The following is a 13,601-nucleotide window of genomic DNA, read 5'->3' as shown; positions in this document are numbered from 1 at the left end:
GGAATGAGGTGGTGCCCGGGCGCGGGTCGGGGTTGCCGTACGCGCGCGTGGGGCGGATTACGGTTAGGGCTGCCCGAACGCCGTACGGAGAGCCGATGCCCGCGAAGACGACCCTGGACGACGACCGTGCCATGCCGGACGACCGTGGCGTGCCGGCGGAGGCGGTCACGCCGCTGATCCGGGGGGTGGCGGTGTTGCGGCGGCTGACGGAGGCCGGCGGGACGCTGAGCGCGAGCGGGCTGGAGCGCAGCACCGGCCTCGCCCGCTCGACGGTGGACCGGATCGCGTCCACGCTCGCGCGCATGGGCTACGTCCGCCTCGACGGCCGCGACGTCGTACTGGCCCCCCGCGTCATGGAACTGGGCAACGCCTACCTGGCCGCCCTCGCCCTGCCCGACCTCCTCTCCTCCCACGCGGACGCGCTCGCCGACGAACTGGACGAGTCGGTGTCGCTGGCGGTCGCCGACCGCGACGGCATCCGCTTCATCCACCAGGCGACCCGCCGCCGCGCGATGTCCCTCAGCTTCCGCATCGGCGACCTGCTCCCCGCCGAACGCACCGCGCCGGGCCCCCTGTTCGCCACGGAGTGGACGGACGCGCAATGGCGGGCGTGGCACGAGCGCCGGGCGGCGGACCCGGAGGACCGGAGCTTTCCCGCCGTACCACCCACGGAGCACACATCCGCCGACGAGGACTTCGAACGCCGGGCGGAGCGGGCCCGGAAGGACGGCTGGGCGCTGGACGACCAGTTGATCGAGCCGGGGCTGGTGGCGGTGTCGGTACCGGTACGGGATCCTCGGGCGGGCGGTCGTATCGCCTGCGTGGCGAGCGTCGTGAGCCACACCAGCCGCCACACGGCCGCGAACCTGCGCGACACGCTCCTGCCCCGCCTGCGCACGGCGGTGGCGGAGATGGAACGCGAGCTGCGCGAGGCACCGCCGCCCCGGCCCGGCCAGGCACCGGCGGGCCTGGCGACCTGGACGGGCGCCTCCAAACAGGAACTGGGCAGGGAGTTCGTCGAGTCGCTGGCCCGCGGCCTGACCGTACTGACCGCCTTCGGCACGGGACGGGCCGAGCTGACGCTGACCGACGTGGCACGGGCGACGGGCCTGTCCCGGGCCACCGCGCGCAGGGCGCTCATCACGTACGAACACCTCGGCCTGGTACGCCAGTCCGGCACCCGGGGCTTCGCCCTCACCCCGCGCGTCCTGTCCCTCGGCTTCCCACCCCTGTCCCGCACCACCTTGGCCCGGATCGCGACTCCGCACCTGGCCGAACTGGCCGACCGTGTCCACGAGTCGGCGTCCCTGGCGGTGCTGACGCCGTCGGGCGAGGAGATCCAGTACACGGCCCGGGCCGCCACCAGCCGCGTGATGAGCGTCAACGTCACGGTCGGCACGCGACTTCCGGCGTACGCGACATCGCTGGGCCGTGTGCTGCTGGCGGATGTCCCCGCGGCGGATCGGCGGTTGGGTGAACTGCGCCCACTGACCCCGCGCACGACCACGGACCCGACGACCCTCGCGGCGGAACTGGAGGAGATCCGTGGGCGCGGTTACGCCCTCGTCGACGAGGAACTGGAGGAGGGCCTGCGGTCGATCGCGGTACCGGTGCGGGACCGTACAGGGCGGGTTGTGGCGGCGGCGAACGTGGCGACGCACGCGGCTCGGCGGTCGGTGGAGGAGTGCGTCCGGGACGTGCTGCCGGAGCTGACGGCTACGGCCGAGCGGATCACGGCGGATCTGGGGGTGGCGGGGAGGTTTGCTCGGGTGCCGGTGGTGTGAGTCGGGGTGGCTTGCGACTTGGGTGCCGGCGGTGCGACTTGGTGCGTCGAGGCAGGCCTCGCGCCGTGCGGGCGGCTCACCAGTCCTTGGCGGCGGCCAGCAGATGCTCGCGGACGAGTGCCACGTGCGGGTTGGTGGAGTTGCCCGGGCGCTGGACGAGGTAGGCGGTGTTGATCGGCGGGTCCGCCGGCTGGTGCAGCAGTCGCAGGGCGCCGGAGGCCAGCTCGGTGCGGCACAGATAGCTGGGCAGGACGCTCCAGCCGGCGCCGACAGTGACGGCGGTGAGGACGCTGCGCAGGTCGGGGACGGTGATCGCGGCCTGGACGTGCAGGCGGCGGTCGAAGACATGGCGCCAGTAGCGGCGGGCGATGGGCAGGTCCTCGGCGTAGGTGATCAGCGGGAGACTCTCGAGGGTGGCGGGCAGCTCGCGCCCCTCGAGCTCTTCGAGCCTTTCGGCCCATACGGGGGCGGCGACCAGGACGAATTCCTCGTCGGCGAGAAGTTCCGCGTGCAGCGTCCGGCCGCGAGGGCGTCGGGTGGCGACGACGAGGTCGTGGCGTCCGGCCCGAAGCTCCTCGAGCAGCGGCTCGGTCAGCCCGACGGCCACCCTCAGCCGGACGCCCTGCGCGACCAGCGGTGCCACCGCCTTGAGGCCCACCACGTTCATGAACTCCGCGGGCCCCGCCAGATGCACCGGTGCCACGGTGCTGCTCGGCTCCTCGCCGGTGATGACCGCCAGGCGGTCGAGGGGGGCAGACAGCTGGTTGGCGAGTTCGTCCGCATGGGGCAGCGGCATGACACCCTTCGCCCGGCGTTCGAACAGCTCGCGGCCCAGGCGGTTCTCCAGCGCCCGGATCTGCGTGGTGACGGTGGACTGCGACACGCTCAGCTGACGTGCGGCGGCGGTGAAGGAGCCCAGGCGGTGCACCGCGAGGAAGGTTCGCAGCAGGTTCAGGTCCAGCGGCCCGGACCCATGAGTGTCGTGATCGCCCACGGCTTCGAGCCTACGAGGTAGGTGTGGCAACCACATGCCGCCCGCTCCCCCTGGGGGAACGAGACACCGAACCACCCGAACCTCCGAACGACGGGACCACGGGACCACGGGACCACGTATGCCATCGGGCCATCGGGCCATCGATACCTGGTATCGATCTCTTCATTGGCGCGGATACTTCAGCAGCTCTAGTTTCGAGACGAAGGCGACGCAGTGGATTTCAATTCTCGGCGCTTCGGCCGAGACCGCATAGCAAAGCTCCAGGAGACCCCACCATGTCGAAGATCCTTTTCGTGCTGACCGGCGCCGACCACTGGACGCTGGCGGACGGAACCAAGCGCCCGACCGGCTTCTGGGCCGAGGAGGCCGTCGTCCCGTACCAGGCCTTCACAGCCGCCGGCCACGAGATCGTCGCCGCCACGCCGGGCGGCGTCGTACCGCCCGTGGACCAGGGCAGCCTGGCCCCGGAGTTCAACGGTGGCGAGGAGGGCGCGCGGAAGATGGCGGACGACCTCGCCTCGATCAGCGAGTTCCAGCACCCCGTCCGGCTGGAGGACGTCGACCTCGCCGACTACGCCGCCGTCTACTACCCCGGTGGCCACGGCCCGATGGAGGACCTGGCCGTCGACGCCACCTCCGGCAAGCTCCTCGTCGACGCCCTCGCCTCGGGCAAGCCGCTCGGCGTGGTCTGCCACGCCCCGGCCGCCCTGCTGGCCGCCACCCTGACCGACGGCCGCAATGCCTTCGCCGGCTACCGGCTCACCGGTTTCAGCAACGCCGAGGAGACCCAGACGGGCCTCGCGGCGGGCGCCAAGTGGCTGCTCCAGGACCGCCTGGTCGAGATCGGCGCCGACTATCAGGAGGGCGAGCCGTGGGCCCCGAACGTGGTCGTCGACCGCAACCTGATCACCGGCCAGAACCCCGCCTCCGCGGGCCCGGCAGCAGCCGAAATGCTCAAGAAGCTGCCCTGACGCAACGCCGCGCTCCACGCCGGCATCGGTGGGACGGAGAATTCCTGCCCACTCGTCGTGAACGTGTCCCAGGCCCGCGCCCGCTGCTCACCGGCTGCCCGGCGGCTTCGGCCACGGTGTCCCTGCGGCAGCCGCGTCCAGCAGGTCGCCGAGGCGCGGCCAAGCTGTCGGCCCCGAGTAGGAGGCCGGGCAGGTCGCGAACCGGTCCCACGCGTCCTGATCGGCCCCAGGGCCTCGCGCACCACGGAGACCACCGACGGATGGGCGTGCCCGTGGCGGCCCCTGCCGGAACTGGTACGTGCCCTGCCCGCCTGGTCGGCGCTGCGGGCCCGGGCCTGGGTGTAGTCCTTGCCGTTCTCCTTGTGCATCCAGATCACGAACTTGCCGGTCGCGCTGTTGTAGATAGCCAGGTCCAGCAGGGCCCGCAGCGGAGCTGACGAGTGCGGTCCGGAGCGCCGGACCAACGCCAGGGGACAGAACGGTCCAGCCGGTCTCGGCCTCTGTGCCTCGCCATCCCTCATCGCTCATCGCTCATCGCTCATCGCAAGCCACAGAAGCAGCAGCTCAGAGCAGCTCATGTCCGCCCGCAGCCCGTCTCCTCCCATATGAATGACCCGCACTGACGCGCATCCGCTACGCTGTCCATGGCCGGTCGTTGGTACGTCGCGCTGTCTACGCGCATGACACCGTGGAGGGGCGTCGCACCACGTCTGACCAGCGGGCTTGTGCCCCTAGCTGAAGATCCATCTCCTGGGTTTTCAACAAGGTTCTCCACAAGCCCCCGCCTTCGTAGCTCAGGGGATAGAGCACCGCTCTCCTAAAGCGGGTGTCGCAGGTTCGAATCCTGCCGGGGGCACAGCCTGCGTAGCAGGTCAGCGGATTGACGGCCTCTCGTTCCATTCGAACGGGGGGCCGCTTTCATGACCCAACGCCACATGAATGCCACACACCCCAATGATCTTCCATGAGAGGGGTACGCACCTGGGCCGGTCGGTCATGTCCGAGCGCCTGGTCCGCGTGGGAGGCCGGCCGAGCATCGGCTGCGGTGAGGACGGCGGAGCGACCATGCAGGCGTGGGCAGCGGAACCGCCGCAGTGATCAGCCCGGCGCCAGACCGCCGAGTGCGGGGCCGCCGCAGCGGCGGTCCGCACGATCGATCGATGTGATCACCCGATCGTGAGTTCTTCCGGACTCCCACCCGATGTGACGCGATGCTCAAAGGGACGGCGCGTGACCGGCGCCGCCCGGATGGGCTGTGGGTGGGGAAGAGCATGACGCGAGAAACGGGACGGCGCGAAAGCCTGGACGAGCAGGCGTTGCTGCTGGTGGCCGGGCTGGCCGATCTGGCCGTGAGCACGCTGGGTTCGGCCGTCGGCGCGGTGCGGGGGCTGTTGCGCCGCTCGGACGCCACGGAGCTGGCCGCGCAGGCCGAGCACGACCTCGCGGCGCGGGGGCGCCTGGTGCTGGACCGGTACGCGGCCGTGCCCCCGGCTCACCTGGAGATCCTCGCCCGGCACGTGTCGGCTCGGAAGAGCGCCGATGATGACTGACCGGTGGGAGCCGGTCGCGTTCAAGGTCCGCATCGACGAGGTGCTGCGCCGGTTCGTCGCCCAGGAAGCCGATCAGTTCGCCGCGATCGATCCGCTCCTGGCCCCGGTGGCCGAGCGGTTGGAGGCCGCGGTCGCGGAGGGCAAACGGCTGCGCGCGGCGTTCTGCTACTGGGGCTGGCGCGCGGTGGGCCAGCCGGACAGCGACGCGCTGGTGCGGGCGGCGGCGTCCATGGAGCTGGTGCACGCCGCCGCGGTCGTCCACGACGACCTCATCGACGACAGTCCGCTGCGGCACGGGCGCCCCACGGCCCATGTCGCCCTGCGCGATGCCGTGCGGCGTCGTCCGCGCGGCGCGGCGGCGGCGAGGTCGCTGGCGATGCTGGTGGGAGATCTGCTGATGGCGCTGGCCGGGCAGTTGTTCGCCACCAGCGGCGTGCCCGCCGCGTACCTCGCCCGTGCCCGCCCCCTGTGGTCGGTGATGGCCCGGGAACTGATCGCGGGCGAGTGCCTGGAGATTTTGCGTACCGGAGCCGGTCCGGACACCGAGTCGTCGCTGAAGGTGATCCGCTACAAGACCGCCAAGTACACCGTCGAGCAGCCCCTGCTGATCGGCGGCGCCCTGGCCGGGGCCGGTCCGCGGATGCGCGAGGGCTACTCCGCGTACGGGCTGCCGCTGGGCGAGGCGTTCCAGCTGCGGGACGACCTGCTCGGTCTGTTCGGAGACCCGGAGCGCACCGGCAAGGCCAACGCCGACGACGTGGAGGGCCACCGGCCTACGGCCCTGCTGGCGGAGACCTGGCGCCTGGCCGGAGACGAGGACCGCGCGCGGCTGCGGGCCGTGCTGGGCAGACGCCGCCTGGACGCGGACGCCCTGGACACGGTCCGCGAGGTGATGCGCGTGCTGAAGGCGCCCGACCGCATCGAGGACATGATCGGCGTACGGGTGGAGGAGGCGCTCGGTGCTCTCGACGAGCTGGGCGCACCGGCCCCTGCCCACACCGCCCTGACCGCACTGGCCCGGTCCGCGGCGGACCGCCAGTTCTGAGAACTCAGCCACAACGGAGAGCCCTGCCATGACGATGACGTACACCGACGCGTCGATGGACGCCCTGCGGCAGGCCGGTGACGAACTCGCCGACGCCACCGTCGCCACGCTCTTCGAGCGCGGCCAGGTGGGCACGTTCAACTCCCTGATGCGCTACGTCTCCACCGCCGGCGCTCCCCTGCCCGACGGTCTGCCCGACGTCGCACGGGAGTACCTGGAGGCCACCCGTGTCCCGCCGGCCTGGGTGGACTGGTCGGAGATGGAGAAGGCCCGGCTGTTCTTCATGGACAACAACGTGCACATCTCCACCGCGCTGTCCTTCGCCTCCATGCCCGCCTGCTACGTCGTACCGCACGTGGCGAAGCTGCTGTCGGCCACCCACGGACTGAAGTACCCCTCCAAAAGGATGGCGGAGACAGGCCAGTTCACCGTCTTCCTGATGCAGCCCGACGCCTTCGAAGCCGGCGGCCGCTTCGTCCCCGCCGCCCAGAAGGTCCGCCTCCTGCACGCCTCCATCCGCTATCACCTGGGGCGCGAGAACCGATGGGACGCCGACGCGCTGGGCGTGCCGATCTGCCAGGAGGACATGATCGGCGGCCAGATGTTCTTCTCCCTGCTCGTGCTCGACAGCACGCACCGCCTCGGCATCCACATGTCACAGGAAGGCGCGGAGGCCTACTACTACGCATGGCGGGTGGTCGGAGCCATGCTCGGCGTCGACCAGGACGCGGTCCCGCAGACCCTCGACGAGGCCCGCCAGTTCCTCGACCTGTACATGATCCGGCACATGGGTCCTTCCGAAGAGGGCGCACAGCTGACCCGGCAGCTCATCGACCTCTACGAGGAGATCGTGCCCGGCACCTTCTTCGACCCGATCGTCTCCGCTCTGATCCGCCACCTCATCGGCGACACCTGCGCGGGCTGGCTCGACGTACCGCACACCCCGTGGGACACCGTCGTCAAAGCCGTGCCCCACCTCCTCGGTGTCCTGGAGGCCATCGAGGACCGCTCCCCTCTCGGTGCCTGGGCCCTGGACCGCCTCGGCCACCTCACCACCGTCTTCGAGCTGTCCTCCCTCACCCGCGGGCGCGTCATGCACTACGCCATCCCCGAACAGCTCAAGAAGGACTACGGCATCTCCCCCGCGGTGCCCCGTACCCGCCGATGGGATCCACCCGCGGCCACAGTCTGTTGATCACACAGATGCCCAGGCTCCGGTATTGCACGCTCCAGGGTTCAGACCGGGCCAGACGCCCTGCGCTCGATGTTTCCGCAGGTCACAGCCCCGCCAGGGAAAACTCCCGAAGCGGGTGCGGCGGGTTCGAATCCTGCCGGGCACACGACTGAGGGCCGGTTCAGGGGCGTGATCCCCTCGAACTGGCCCTTGCGCGTGATCATGGCCGTGCCACACACGGGCCACAAGGCGGGCCGAGGACGATGTGTCCCGTCGCGGCCGGCTCGGGCGTAGGCGGCGTGACGACGCTTCACGTCCGGCAGGAGTTCGTACGGGAAGGCCATCGGGCGGACACCGGCATTCGACTTGGGGGCCTTGTCGAAGAGCGCCCCGGTCTGCGTCTCGGCCTGCGCGCGCTGGACCAGGAGCGCGGCGTTGTCGACGTCCCGCCTGCGGGGTGAAGTCAGTTCTCCGAACCGCAGTCCGGCGAAGGCGGCGAGGAGGGGGCCGCCGCGAGGTGTACGCAGCCACCGGGATCGAGGTGCGCATGGAGCGCTTGACCGGCGTGTACAAGGGGCTCGCACGATCACACCAACGAGGCCGAATCGCTGCCTACTGCAATCCAGTCAGATTCACGCACACTTGAACACATGGGGGCATTGGGGGATCAAGAGTGGTTATGCCATCGCTGCGGGGCGGCAAGCCCTACCGTGCGCGATCGAGGCCGGATCGACCTCATGGCGAGACTCTGCGAGTCGTGCTGGAACATCCTCGCGAACGAGATGGCCGAACTCGACGGGGCCACAGCCGCACCAAGGCCTGAACCCGACCCGGACGACGTGTCGTGGATCGAGCCGCCGACTTGCCCCAAGTGCAGCGGCCCGATCCGCGTATACCCGACCAACTACGACCGATGGGTCAGCCTCGCCATGGTGGAGCTGCCCGCCAAAGACGTCCCGGAGCCCTTCCGCTGGCGTTTGACGAAGCTCCGGAGCGGCCGGTCCTCCGTCGCCGCAGATGTCGTGGCTGTAAGGGTCCGTGGAGTCGATCCACTGCCGAGTGAACCCGTCGTGCCGGCGCACCGCATGATGTGCGTGCCCGACTGGAGCGGGCCCTAGTAGTCGGGCTCTTGGGCCAGATGAGGCCCTGATCGGTCCGTAGCCGTGTCCTCCGCGTGCCCGATCGGGCAGCGTCCAGCTGGGAACGCATACGCGATCTTCCAAACTGGCGATGTACAGCAGCAACGTGAAGCAACCACCGCGCCCGCAGCCGATCACTACCGGCCCGGACAGGCCCAGAACGCCCTCGCGGACCACAACGGGTTCGGCCTAAATCGCCCAGGTTTCAAAAATGCCCAACTTCTTCCCGATGAAGAGTGCCGCCGAAGCAGGAACCAGCAAGCAAATTCCGATGCCGCCGAGTACATATGGTGCCACCGGCGTCACTTTCAGGAAGTGGCCATCGGGTCGACGCTTGCGCGCAACAGCGAAGCGCCTGATAAACAGAGCGGCACTCAACATGAGCAGGAACGCGCCGACAATCTGCAGCGCCATCAAACCGCATTGAACAAGGAAAAGGATCAGGTACGAGAGCAGCACCCCCACGACTACCCTCATTCACTCAGATTTCGGCACTAATCAGAATCCGGCCGGCTTTCATTGCCGTCGGCTGCAACCACGCGCAGGGCGGACAATAGGATCATGGCCTGGACTGCGTCAACCGTGTAGCTGAACGCGTGCCCGATGCATGCCCGACCGGTTGGTAAGCCGCGGCCATCTACGGGCTGCCCCCTCCCCCGCCCTGGATCAGGAACCGCGACAAACACCGCCAGTCTTCGAAACATTCGAAGAGCCAGACTTGGAATCTTGATCTAGCAGTCACGACCGGTAATGCGTACTTTGATTCAGTCCATCGATCACGGCCATGAGCAGGTTAAACGCCTTCACCAAGCACCGCCCTCCTGCGCGAATGTTTCGAGATCAATGTCGAAACTATTGACAGTTGACAGGGCCATACCAAAACTGGCGCCGTCGGCAGAGCTCAACCACTGTCGGCGCGGGCTGGCACGAACCACCCGTCGACACACATTGCCCAGCCCCGTCGGCGTGACGAGGACGAGGAGGAAGCACGCTCATGAACGACGGACCCGCACACCCGACCCGCCGCAGCGTCTGCACCCTGCTGCTGGCCACCGGCGCCACGTTGGCCCTGCCCGGCACCGCCGAGGCGGCCACGGTCATCACCACGAACCAGACCGGGACCAACAACGGGTACTACTACTCGTTCTGGACGGACAGCCAGGGCACGGTCTCCATGACCCTCAACTCCGGCGGCAACTACAGCACCTCATGGAGGAACACCGGGAACTTCGTCGCCGGCAAGGGCTGGAGCAACGGCTCACGCCGGACCGTGACCTACTCCGGCAGCTTCAACCCGTCCGGCAACGGCTACCTGACTCTCTACGGGTGGACGTCGAACCCGCTCGTCGAGTACTACATCGTCGACAACTGGGGCACCTACCGGCCCACGGGAACGTACAAGGGCACTGTCAGCAGCGACGGCGGCACGTACGACATCTACCAGACCACGCGCTACAACGCCCCGTCCGTCGAAGGCATCCGCACGTTCAACCAGTACTGGAGCGTCCGGCAGTCGAAGCGGACCGGTGGCACCATCACCACCGGCAACCACTTCGACGCCTGGGCCCGCGCCGGAATGCGCCTGGGCAGCTTCAACTACTACATGATCCTCGCCACCGAGGGATACCAGAGCAGCGGGAGTTCCAACATCACGGTGCACTAGGCCGGTTCGGGGAGGGTTCGCTGCGGAGCGGCGGTGTCGGGCTCCGTATCGCCACCTCACGTCCGTCCCCGCGCAGGTCAGCGCGGGGGCGGATGTCTCCCGATGCGTGTCCTGGGCGGCGTCCGTGCTGCACGTTCACGGTGAGGCTGATCCCAGAGTGGCCCAGGCTCTCCGGCGCCACGCGGGGCACGACTCCAACCGCCATGGGGAGGAGGGTGTCAGTGTCATGGCGAGCGTCGTGCGGGCGTTGTCGCAGAGCGGCCGTGCCGCTACTTGAGCTCTTCGGCGGTGAAGTAGCCGTCTCGCACAAGGGTGTTGTAATTGGTCTTGTCGACGCTCTCGGGCTGCAGCAGGACGGCGGGCACGGCCTTGACGCCGTTCTTGTAAGTGCTCATGTCGTCCACCGACGGCGTCCAGCCGGTAAGTATGTCGTCGACCATGATCGCGGCGGCCTCGGCGAGCCGACGGACGTCCTTGTAGACGGTCTGCGACTGCTGCCCCGCGATGATTGACTTCACTGACGCCAGTTCGGCGTCCTGACCGGTGATGACGGGGAGGGGCTTGCTGTCAGAGCCGTAACCGGCCGACTTCAGCGCGGACAGGATGCCCCGGGAAATGCCGTCGTACGGCGACAGGACCGCGTCGATCCGCTCGCTGCGGTACCACTCGGCGAGGACGCCGCTCATGCGTTTTTGCGCGGTGGCCCCGTCCCAGCGCAGGGTGGTGATCTGGTCGAGCTCGGTCTTGCCGGACGGGACGACCAACTGCCTGCTGTCCAGATACGGCTGCAGGAGCGCCATCGAACCGTCGAAGAAGTATTTGGTGTTGTTGTCGTCGGGGGAGCCGGCGAACAACTCGATGTTGAACGGGCCTTTGCCGTCCTCCAAGCCGAGCTTTTCGATGATGTGGTGGGCCTGGACCCGACCGACCATCTCGTTGTCGAAGGAAACGTAGTAGTCGACGTTCTTCGTGCCGAGGATGAGCCGGTCGTAGGCGATCACCGGAATGTCCGCGTCGGCAGCCTGTTGAAGCACGCCGTTCAGCGACTTGTTGTCGATGGCCGCGATGATCAGTGCGTCGACGCCCTGCCGGATCAGTTTGTCGATCTGGGCGACCTGGGCTTTCGGGTCGTCGTCGCCGTAGACCAGCTTGGTCTTGTACCCCTTGGCCTTGAGGCCCTCGACGAGGCTCTTGCCGTCGGTGAGCCAGCGCTCGGAGGACCGGGTCGGCATGGCGAGGCCGACGGTACCGCCCTCGGAACTGTCCTCCGAGCTGCTCTCACTGCTGCGGCCGCAGGCGGACAGAGTGAGGGCGAGGGAGGCGGCTCCGGCGAGGACGGTTCTTCGATTGAGCATGCTGGTTGTTCCTTGTCCTTCTCGTCGTTGAGGGGATGACGGCGTATCAGACGTCGTGGGGGAAGCGGTGGAGCAGGCCGGGCCGCCGGCAGGCAGGTCGAGAACGAGCGGGACGCACCGCACCCGCTACCGGGCGGTGTCGACCGCCGGCTCTCGCAGACGGGTGCCGCACAGGCAGATCCCCGGGCGCCCTGGACAGACCGGACTTCGGACGGGGCCGTGTGCCGGGACGGATCAGCTCGGCGCCCTCGTGGGTCCACACATGGCCGCCGGGGTCGTCGGGGCCGGGTCGGACCGGCTCGCTGTTCGCGCCGGCGCTAGGCCGTGTCCGCAAAATCCCGCCTGCCCTCCGGGCGGACGACGGGACTTTGCGGACACGACCTAGGGGTGCACCTGTGCGTACGTCAGGCTGCGCCACGGCGTTCCGACCACATGCGTGCTGGTTCCGGCAACGCACAGGGCAACTCGCCTTTCAAATGTTCGAAATATCGTCACATGTTCGGAAGGTTGGCGGCGAAGGTAAGGGGAAGCCGGGGAGGTGTCAACAGTATGAACTGGAACGGTTACAGAAAGTGCGGCCGCGCGGCCACGGTGAGCGGGACCGACGTCCGTGCAGCGGTACCGCCCCCGGCGGTCGTGGACTCGGAGCCGGGGCGACTGAGACGGCTGCCGACTGAAACGGCACCGGGGCGGAGCCAGTGCTCATCGCACGGTGGCCAGCTCCTGCGCATCCGCCGGATCAACCGCCAACGCAGTCGGGAAGGCCCCTGCCGGTCAGCGGCGGGCGACCGCAGACGATGGGGGACATGAACGGACTCACACGAGACGAGTTGCTGGCCGAAGCCATCCGCCTGCGTCGGCAGGGGAACCCCGAAGAGGCCCGGAGACGGCTGCTGGATCTGGCCGCCGAGCACCCCGGGGACGCCGAAGTGGCCTATCAGACCGCCTGGGTCCATGACGTGCTGGGCCTGGAGGCGGAGGCCGTCCCCTTCTACGAAGCCGGCCTCAGCGGATCAGGGCTGTCGGCGGAAGACCGCCGCGGAGCCCTCCTCGGCCTCGGCAGCACCTACCGGATACTCGGCCGGTACACCCAGGCGGTCGACACCCTCCGCCAAGGCACGGCCGAGTTCCCCGGCGACGGTGCCCTGCAGACCTTCCTCGCCATGGCCCTGTTCAACACCGGCCAGCACCACGAAGCCATGCACATCCTGCTCAAGCTGCTCGCCACCACCAGCGAGGACCCTTACGTGCGCCAGTACCGGCGAGCCATCGAGACGTACGCCCAAGACCTCAACCACACAGTCCGAGCCGACTGATTCGCTTTTCCGCCGATACCATGGGCAGCGAGAACACCCCGCAGGGGGATACCCCGGTTCACACTCCCGGGGCCCGGCGAGCAGCTGATCACGCTCGGGGCGCCGGGTGGCCGCCGCTGATCGTGGCCGTCTGCTCCTTGTGACGTACCGGACACGGGTGTTGATGACCCACGGCCGGCTTCGATGAACACTCCGGGGCGATTGTATGAATGCGGGCAGGTTGCCGCCCGCTCGCGGCCTCGTCGATCAGGCAGTCCCTGTCGGGGTCGAAACCGTGGAAGAGCTCGGCGAGTTCGCGGCGGTGGGCAGCCGGACCGGTGCGGGGCTGGTGGTCGCGGTCGCCCTTGTCTCACATGCGCAGAGGCACCCCCGTCCGGTGGTCGCTCTCCACGCCACACGGGTGGTTCTGCGCGGAGTGCCTACGCACGCATCCGGTCGGCCAATGCCTTTGCCGTACACGGAACTTGAGCTGGACGTGGGCCCGGCATCCTTGTTCGTTCTTCGGATGATCCGGCGTGCCGACGAGCAGTTATCCGATATTTCCGCATTAACCTCTCGTCACCTTATGACGTGGCGGATCGCGTACGCGTCCGCTTCAACGCTCGGAGAA

12 protein-coding genes and 1 tRNA gene are annotated in these 13,601 nt (G+C 68.7%); 10 read left to right on the top strand and 3 right to left on the bottom strand.

Annotated features, from left to right (window positions below; all coding sequences use genetic code 11):
• The first annotated feature begins 95 nt into the window (after nt 1-95).
• Entirely contained in the window at nt 96-1,784 is a 1,689-nt protein-coding gene (locus ACIBAG_RS06040; protein WP_399101445.1) for an IclR family transcriptional regulator C-terminal domain-containing protein, read from the top strand.
• 76 nt (nt 1,785-1,860) lie between these two features.
• On the opposite strand, the gene ACIBAG_RS06035 is transcribed toward ACIBAG_RS06040, so the two are convergent.
• Entirely contained in the window at nt 1,861-2,778 is a 918-nt protein-coding gene (locus ACIBAG_RS06035; protein ID WP_399101443.1) for a LysR family transcriptional regulator, read from the bottom strand.
• Nucleotides 2,779-3,053: 275 nt separating this feature from the next.
• Between ACIBAG_RS06035 and ACIBAG_RS06030 the strand changes: the two genes are divergently transcribed.
• From ACIBAG_RS06030 to ACIBAG_RS06000, 7 genes are all read left to right on the top strand, one after another.
• Nucleotides 3,054-3,749 (top strand): type 1 glutamine amidotransferase domain-containing protein, encoded by a 696-nt coding sequence (locus ACIBAG_RS06030; protein WP_399101441.1) that lies wholly within the window; start codon nt 3,054-3,056, stop codon nt 3,747-3,749.
• Between the two features lie 783 nt (nt 3,750-4,532).
• Nucleotides 4,533-4,605: transfer RNA gene (locus ACIBAG_RS06025), tRNA-Arg, on the top strand.
• Nucleotides 4,606-5,020: 415 nt separating this feature from the next.
• Nucleotides 5,021-5,299: a polyprenyl synthetase gene (locus ACIBAG_RS06020; RefSeq protein WP_399101439.1), complete on the top strand. Its 279-nt coding sequence runs from the start codon at nt 5,021-5,023 to the stop codon at nt 5,297-5,299.
• On the top strand, nt 5,289-6,344 hold the full coding sequence (locus tag ACIBAG_RS06015) for a polyprenyl synthetase family protein (RefSeq protein ID WP_399101437.1): 1,056 nt from the start codon (nt 5,289-5,291) through the stop codon (nt 6,342-6,344). Before ACIBAG_RS06020 ends, ACIBAG_RS06015 begins: the two co-directional genes overlap by 11 nt.
• 34 nt (nt 6,345-6,378) lie before the next feature.
• On the top strand, nt 6,379-7,539 hold the full coding sequence (locus ACIBAG_RS06010; RefSeq protein WP_399101953.1) for an oxygenase MpaB family protein: 1,161 nt from the start codon (nt 6,379-6,381) through the stop codon (nt 7,537-7,539).
• 278 nt (nt 7,540-7,817) lie between these two features.
• Nucleotides 7,818-7,979 (top strand): hypothetical protein, encoded by a 162-nt coding sequence (locus ACIBAG_RS06005; RefSeq protein ID WP_399101435.1) that lies wholly within the window; start codon nt 7,818-7,820, stop codon nt 7,977-7,979.
• Nucleotides 7,980-8,255: 276 nt separating this feature from the next.
• A complete protein-coding gene (locus tag ACIBAG_RS06000; protein WP_399101433.1) occupies nt 8,256-8,636 on the top strand; it encodes a DUF6083 domain-containing protein in 381 nt (126 codons plus the stop codon).
• A gap of 210 nt (nt 8,637-8,846) precedes the next feature.
• On the opposite strand, the gene ACIBAG_RS05995 is transcribed toward ACIBAG_RS06000, so the two are convergent.
• Nucleotides 8,847-9,122, bottom strand: coding sequence for a hypothetical protein (locus ACIBAG_RS05995; protein WP_399101431.1), 276 nt, complete (start codon nt 9,120-9,122; stop codon nt 8,847-8,849).
• Between the two features lie 529 nt (nt 9,123-9,651).
• Between ACIBAG_RS05995 and ACIBAG_RS05990 the strand changes: the two genes are divergently transcribed.
• A complete protein-coding gene (locus ACIBAG_RS05990) occupies nt 9,652-10,320 on the top strand; it encodes a glycoside hydrolase family 11 protein (RefSeq protein ID WP_399101429.1) in 669 nt (222 codons plus the stop codon).
• A gap of 269 nt (nt 10,321-10,589) precedes the next feature.
• Here ACIBAG_RS05990 and chvE read toward each other — a convergent pair whose 3' ends face one another.
• A complete protein-coding gene (gene chvE, locus ACIBAG_RS05985) occupies nt 10,590-11,675 on the bottom strand; it encodes a multiple monosaccharide ABC transporter substrate-binding protein (RefSeq protein ID WP_399101427.1) in 1,086 nt (361 codons plus the stop codon).
• 806 nt (nt 11,676-12,481) lie between these two features.
• Here chvE and ACIBAG_RS05980 point away from each other — a divergent pair.
• Nucleotides 12,482-12,991 (top strand): tetratricopeptide repeat protein, encoded by a 510-nt coding sequence (locus ACIBAG_RS05980; protein WP_399101425.1) that lies wholly within the window; start codon nt 12,482-12,484, stop codon nt 12,989-12,991.
• Nucleotides 12,992-13,601: the final 610 nt, after the last annotated feature.

The organism is Streptomyces sp. NPDC051243, assembly GCF_044455405.1.
Classification (GTDB): domain Bacteria; phylum Actinomycetota; class Actinomycetes; order Streptomycetales; family Streptomycetaceae; genus Streptomyces.
Note: the sequence above shows the minus strand (reverse complement) of the source record. Positions and strands in the feature narration are given on the sequence as shown.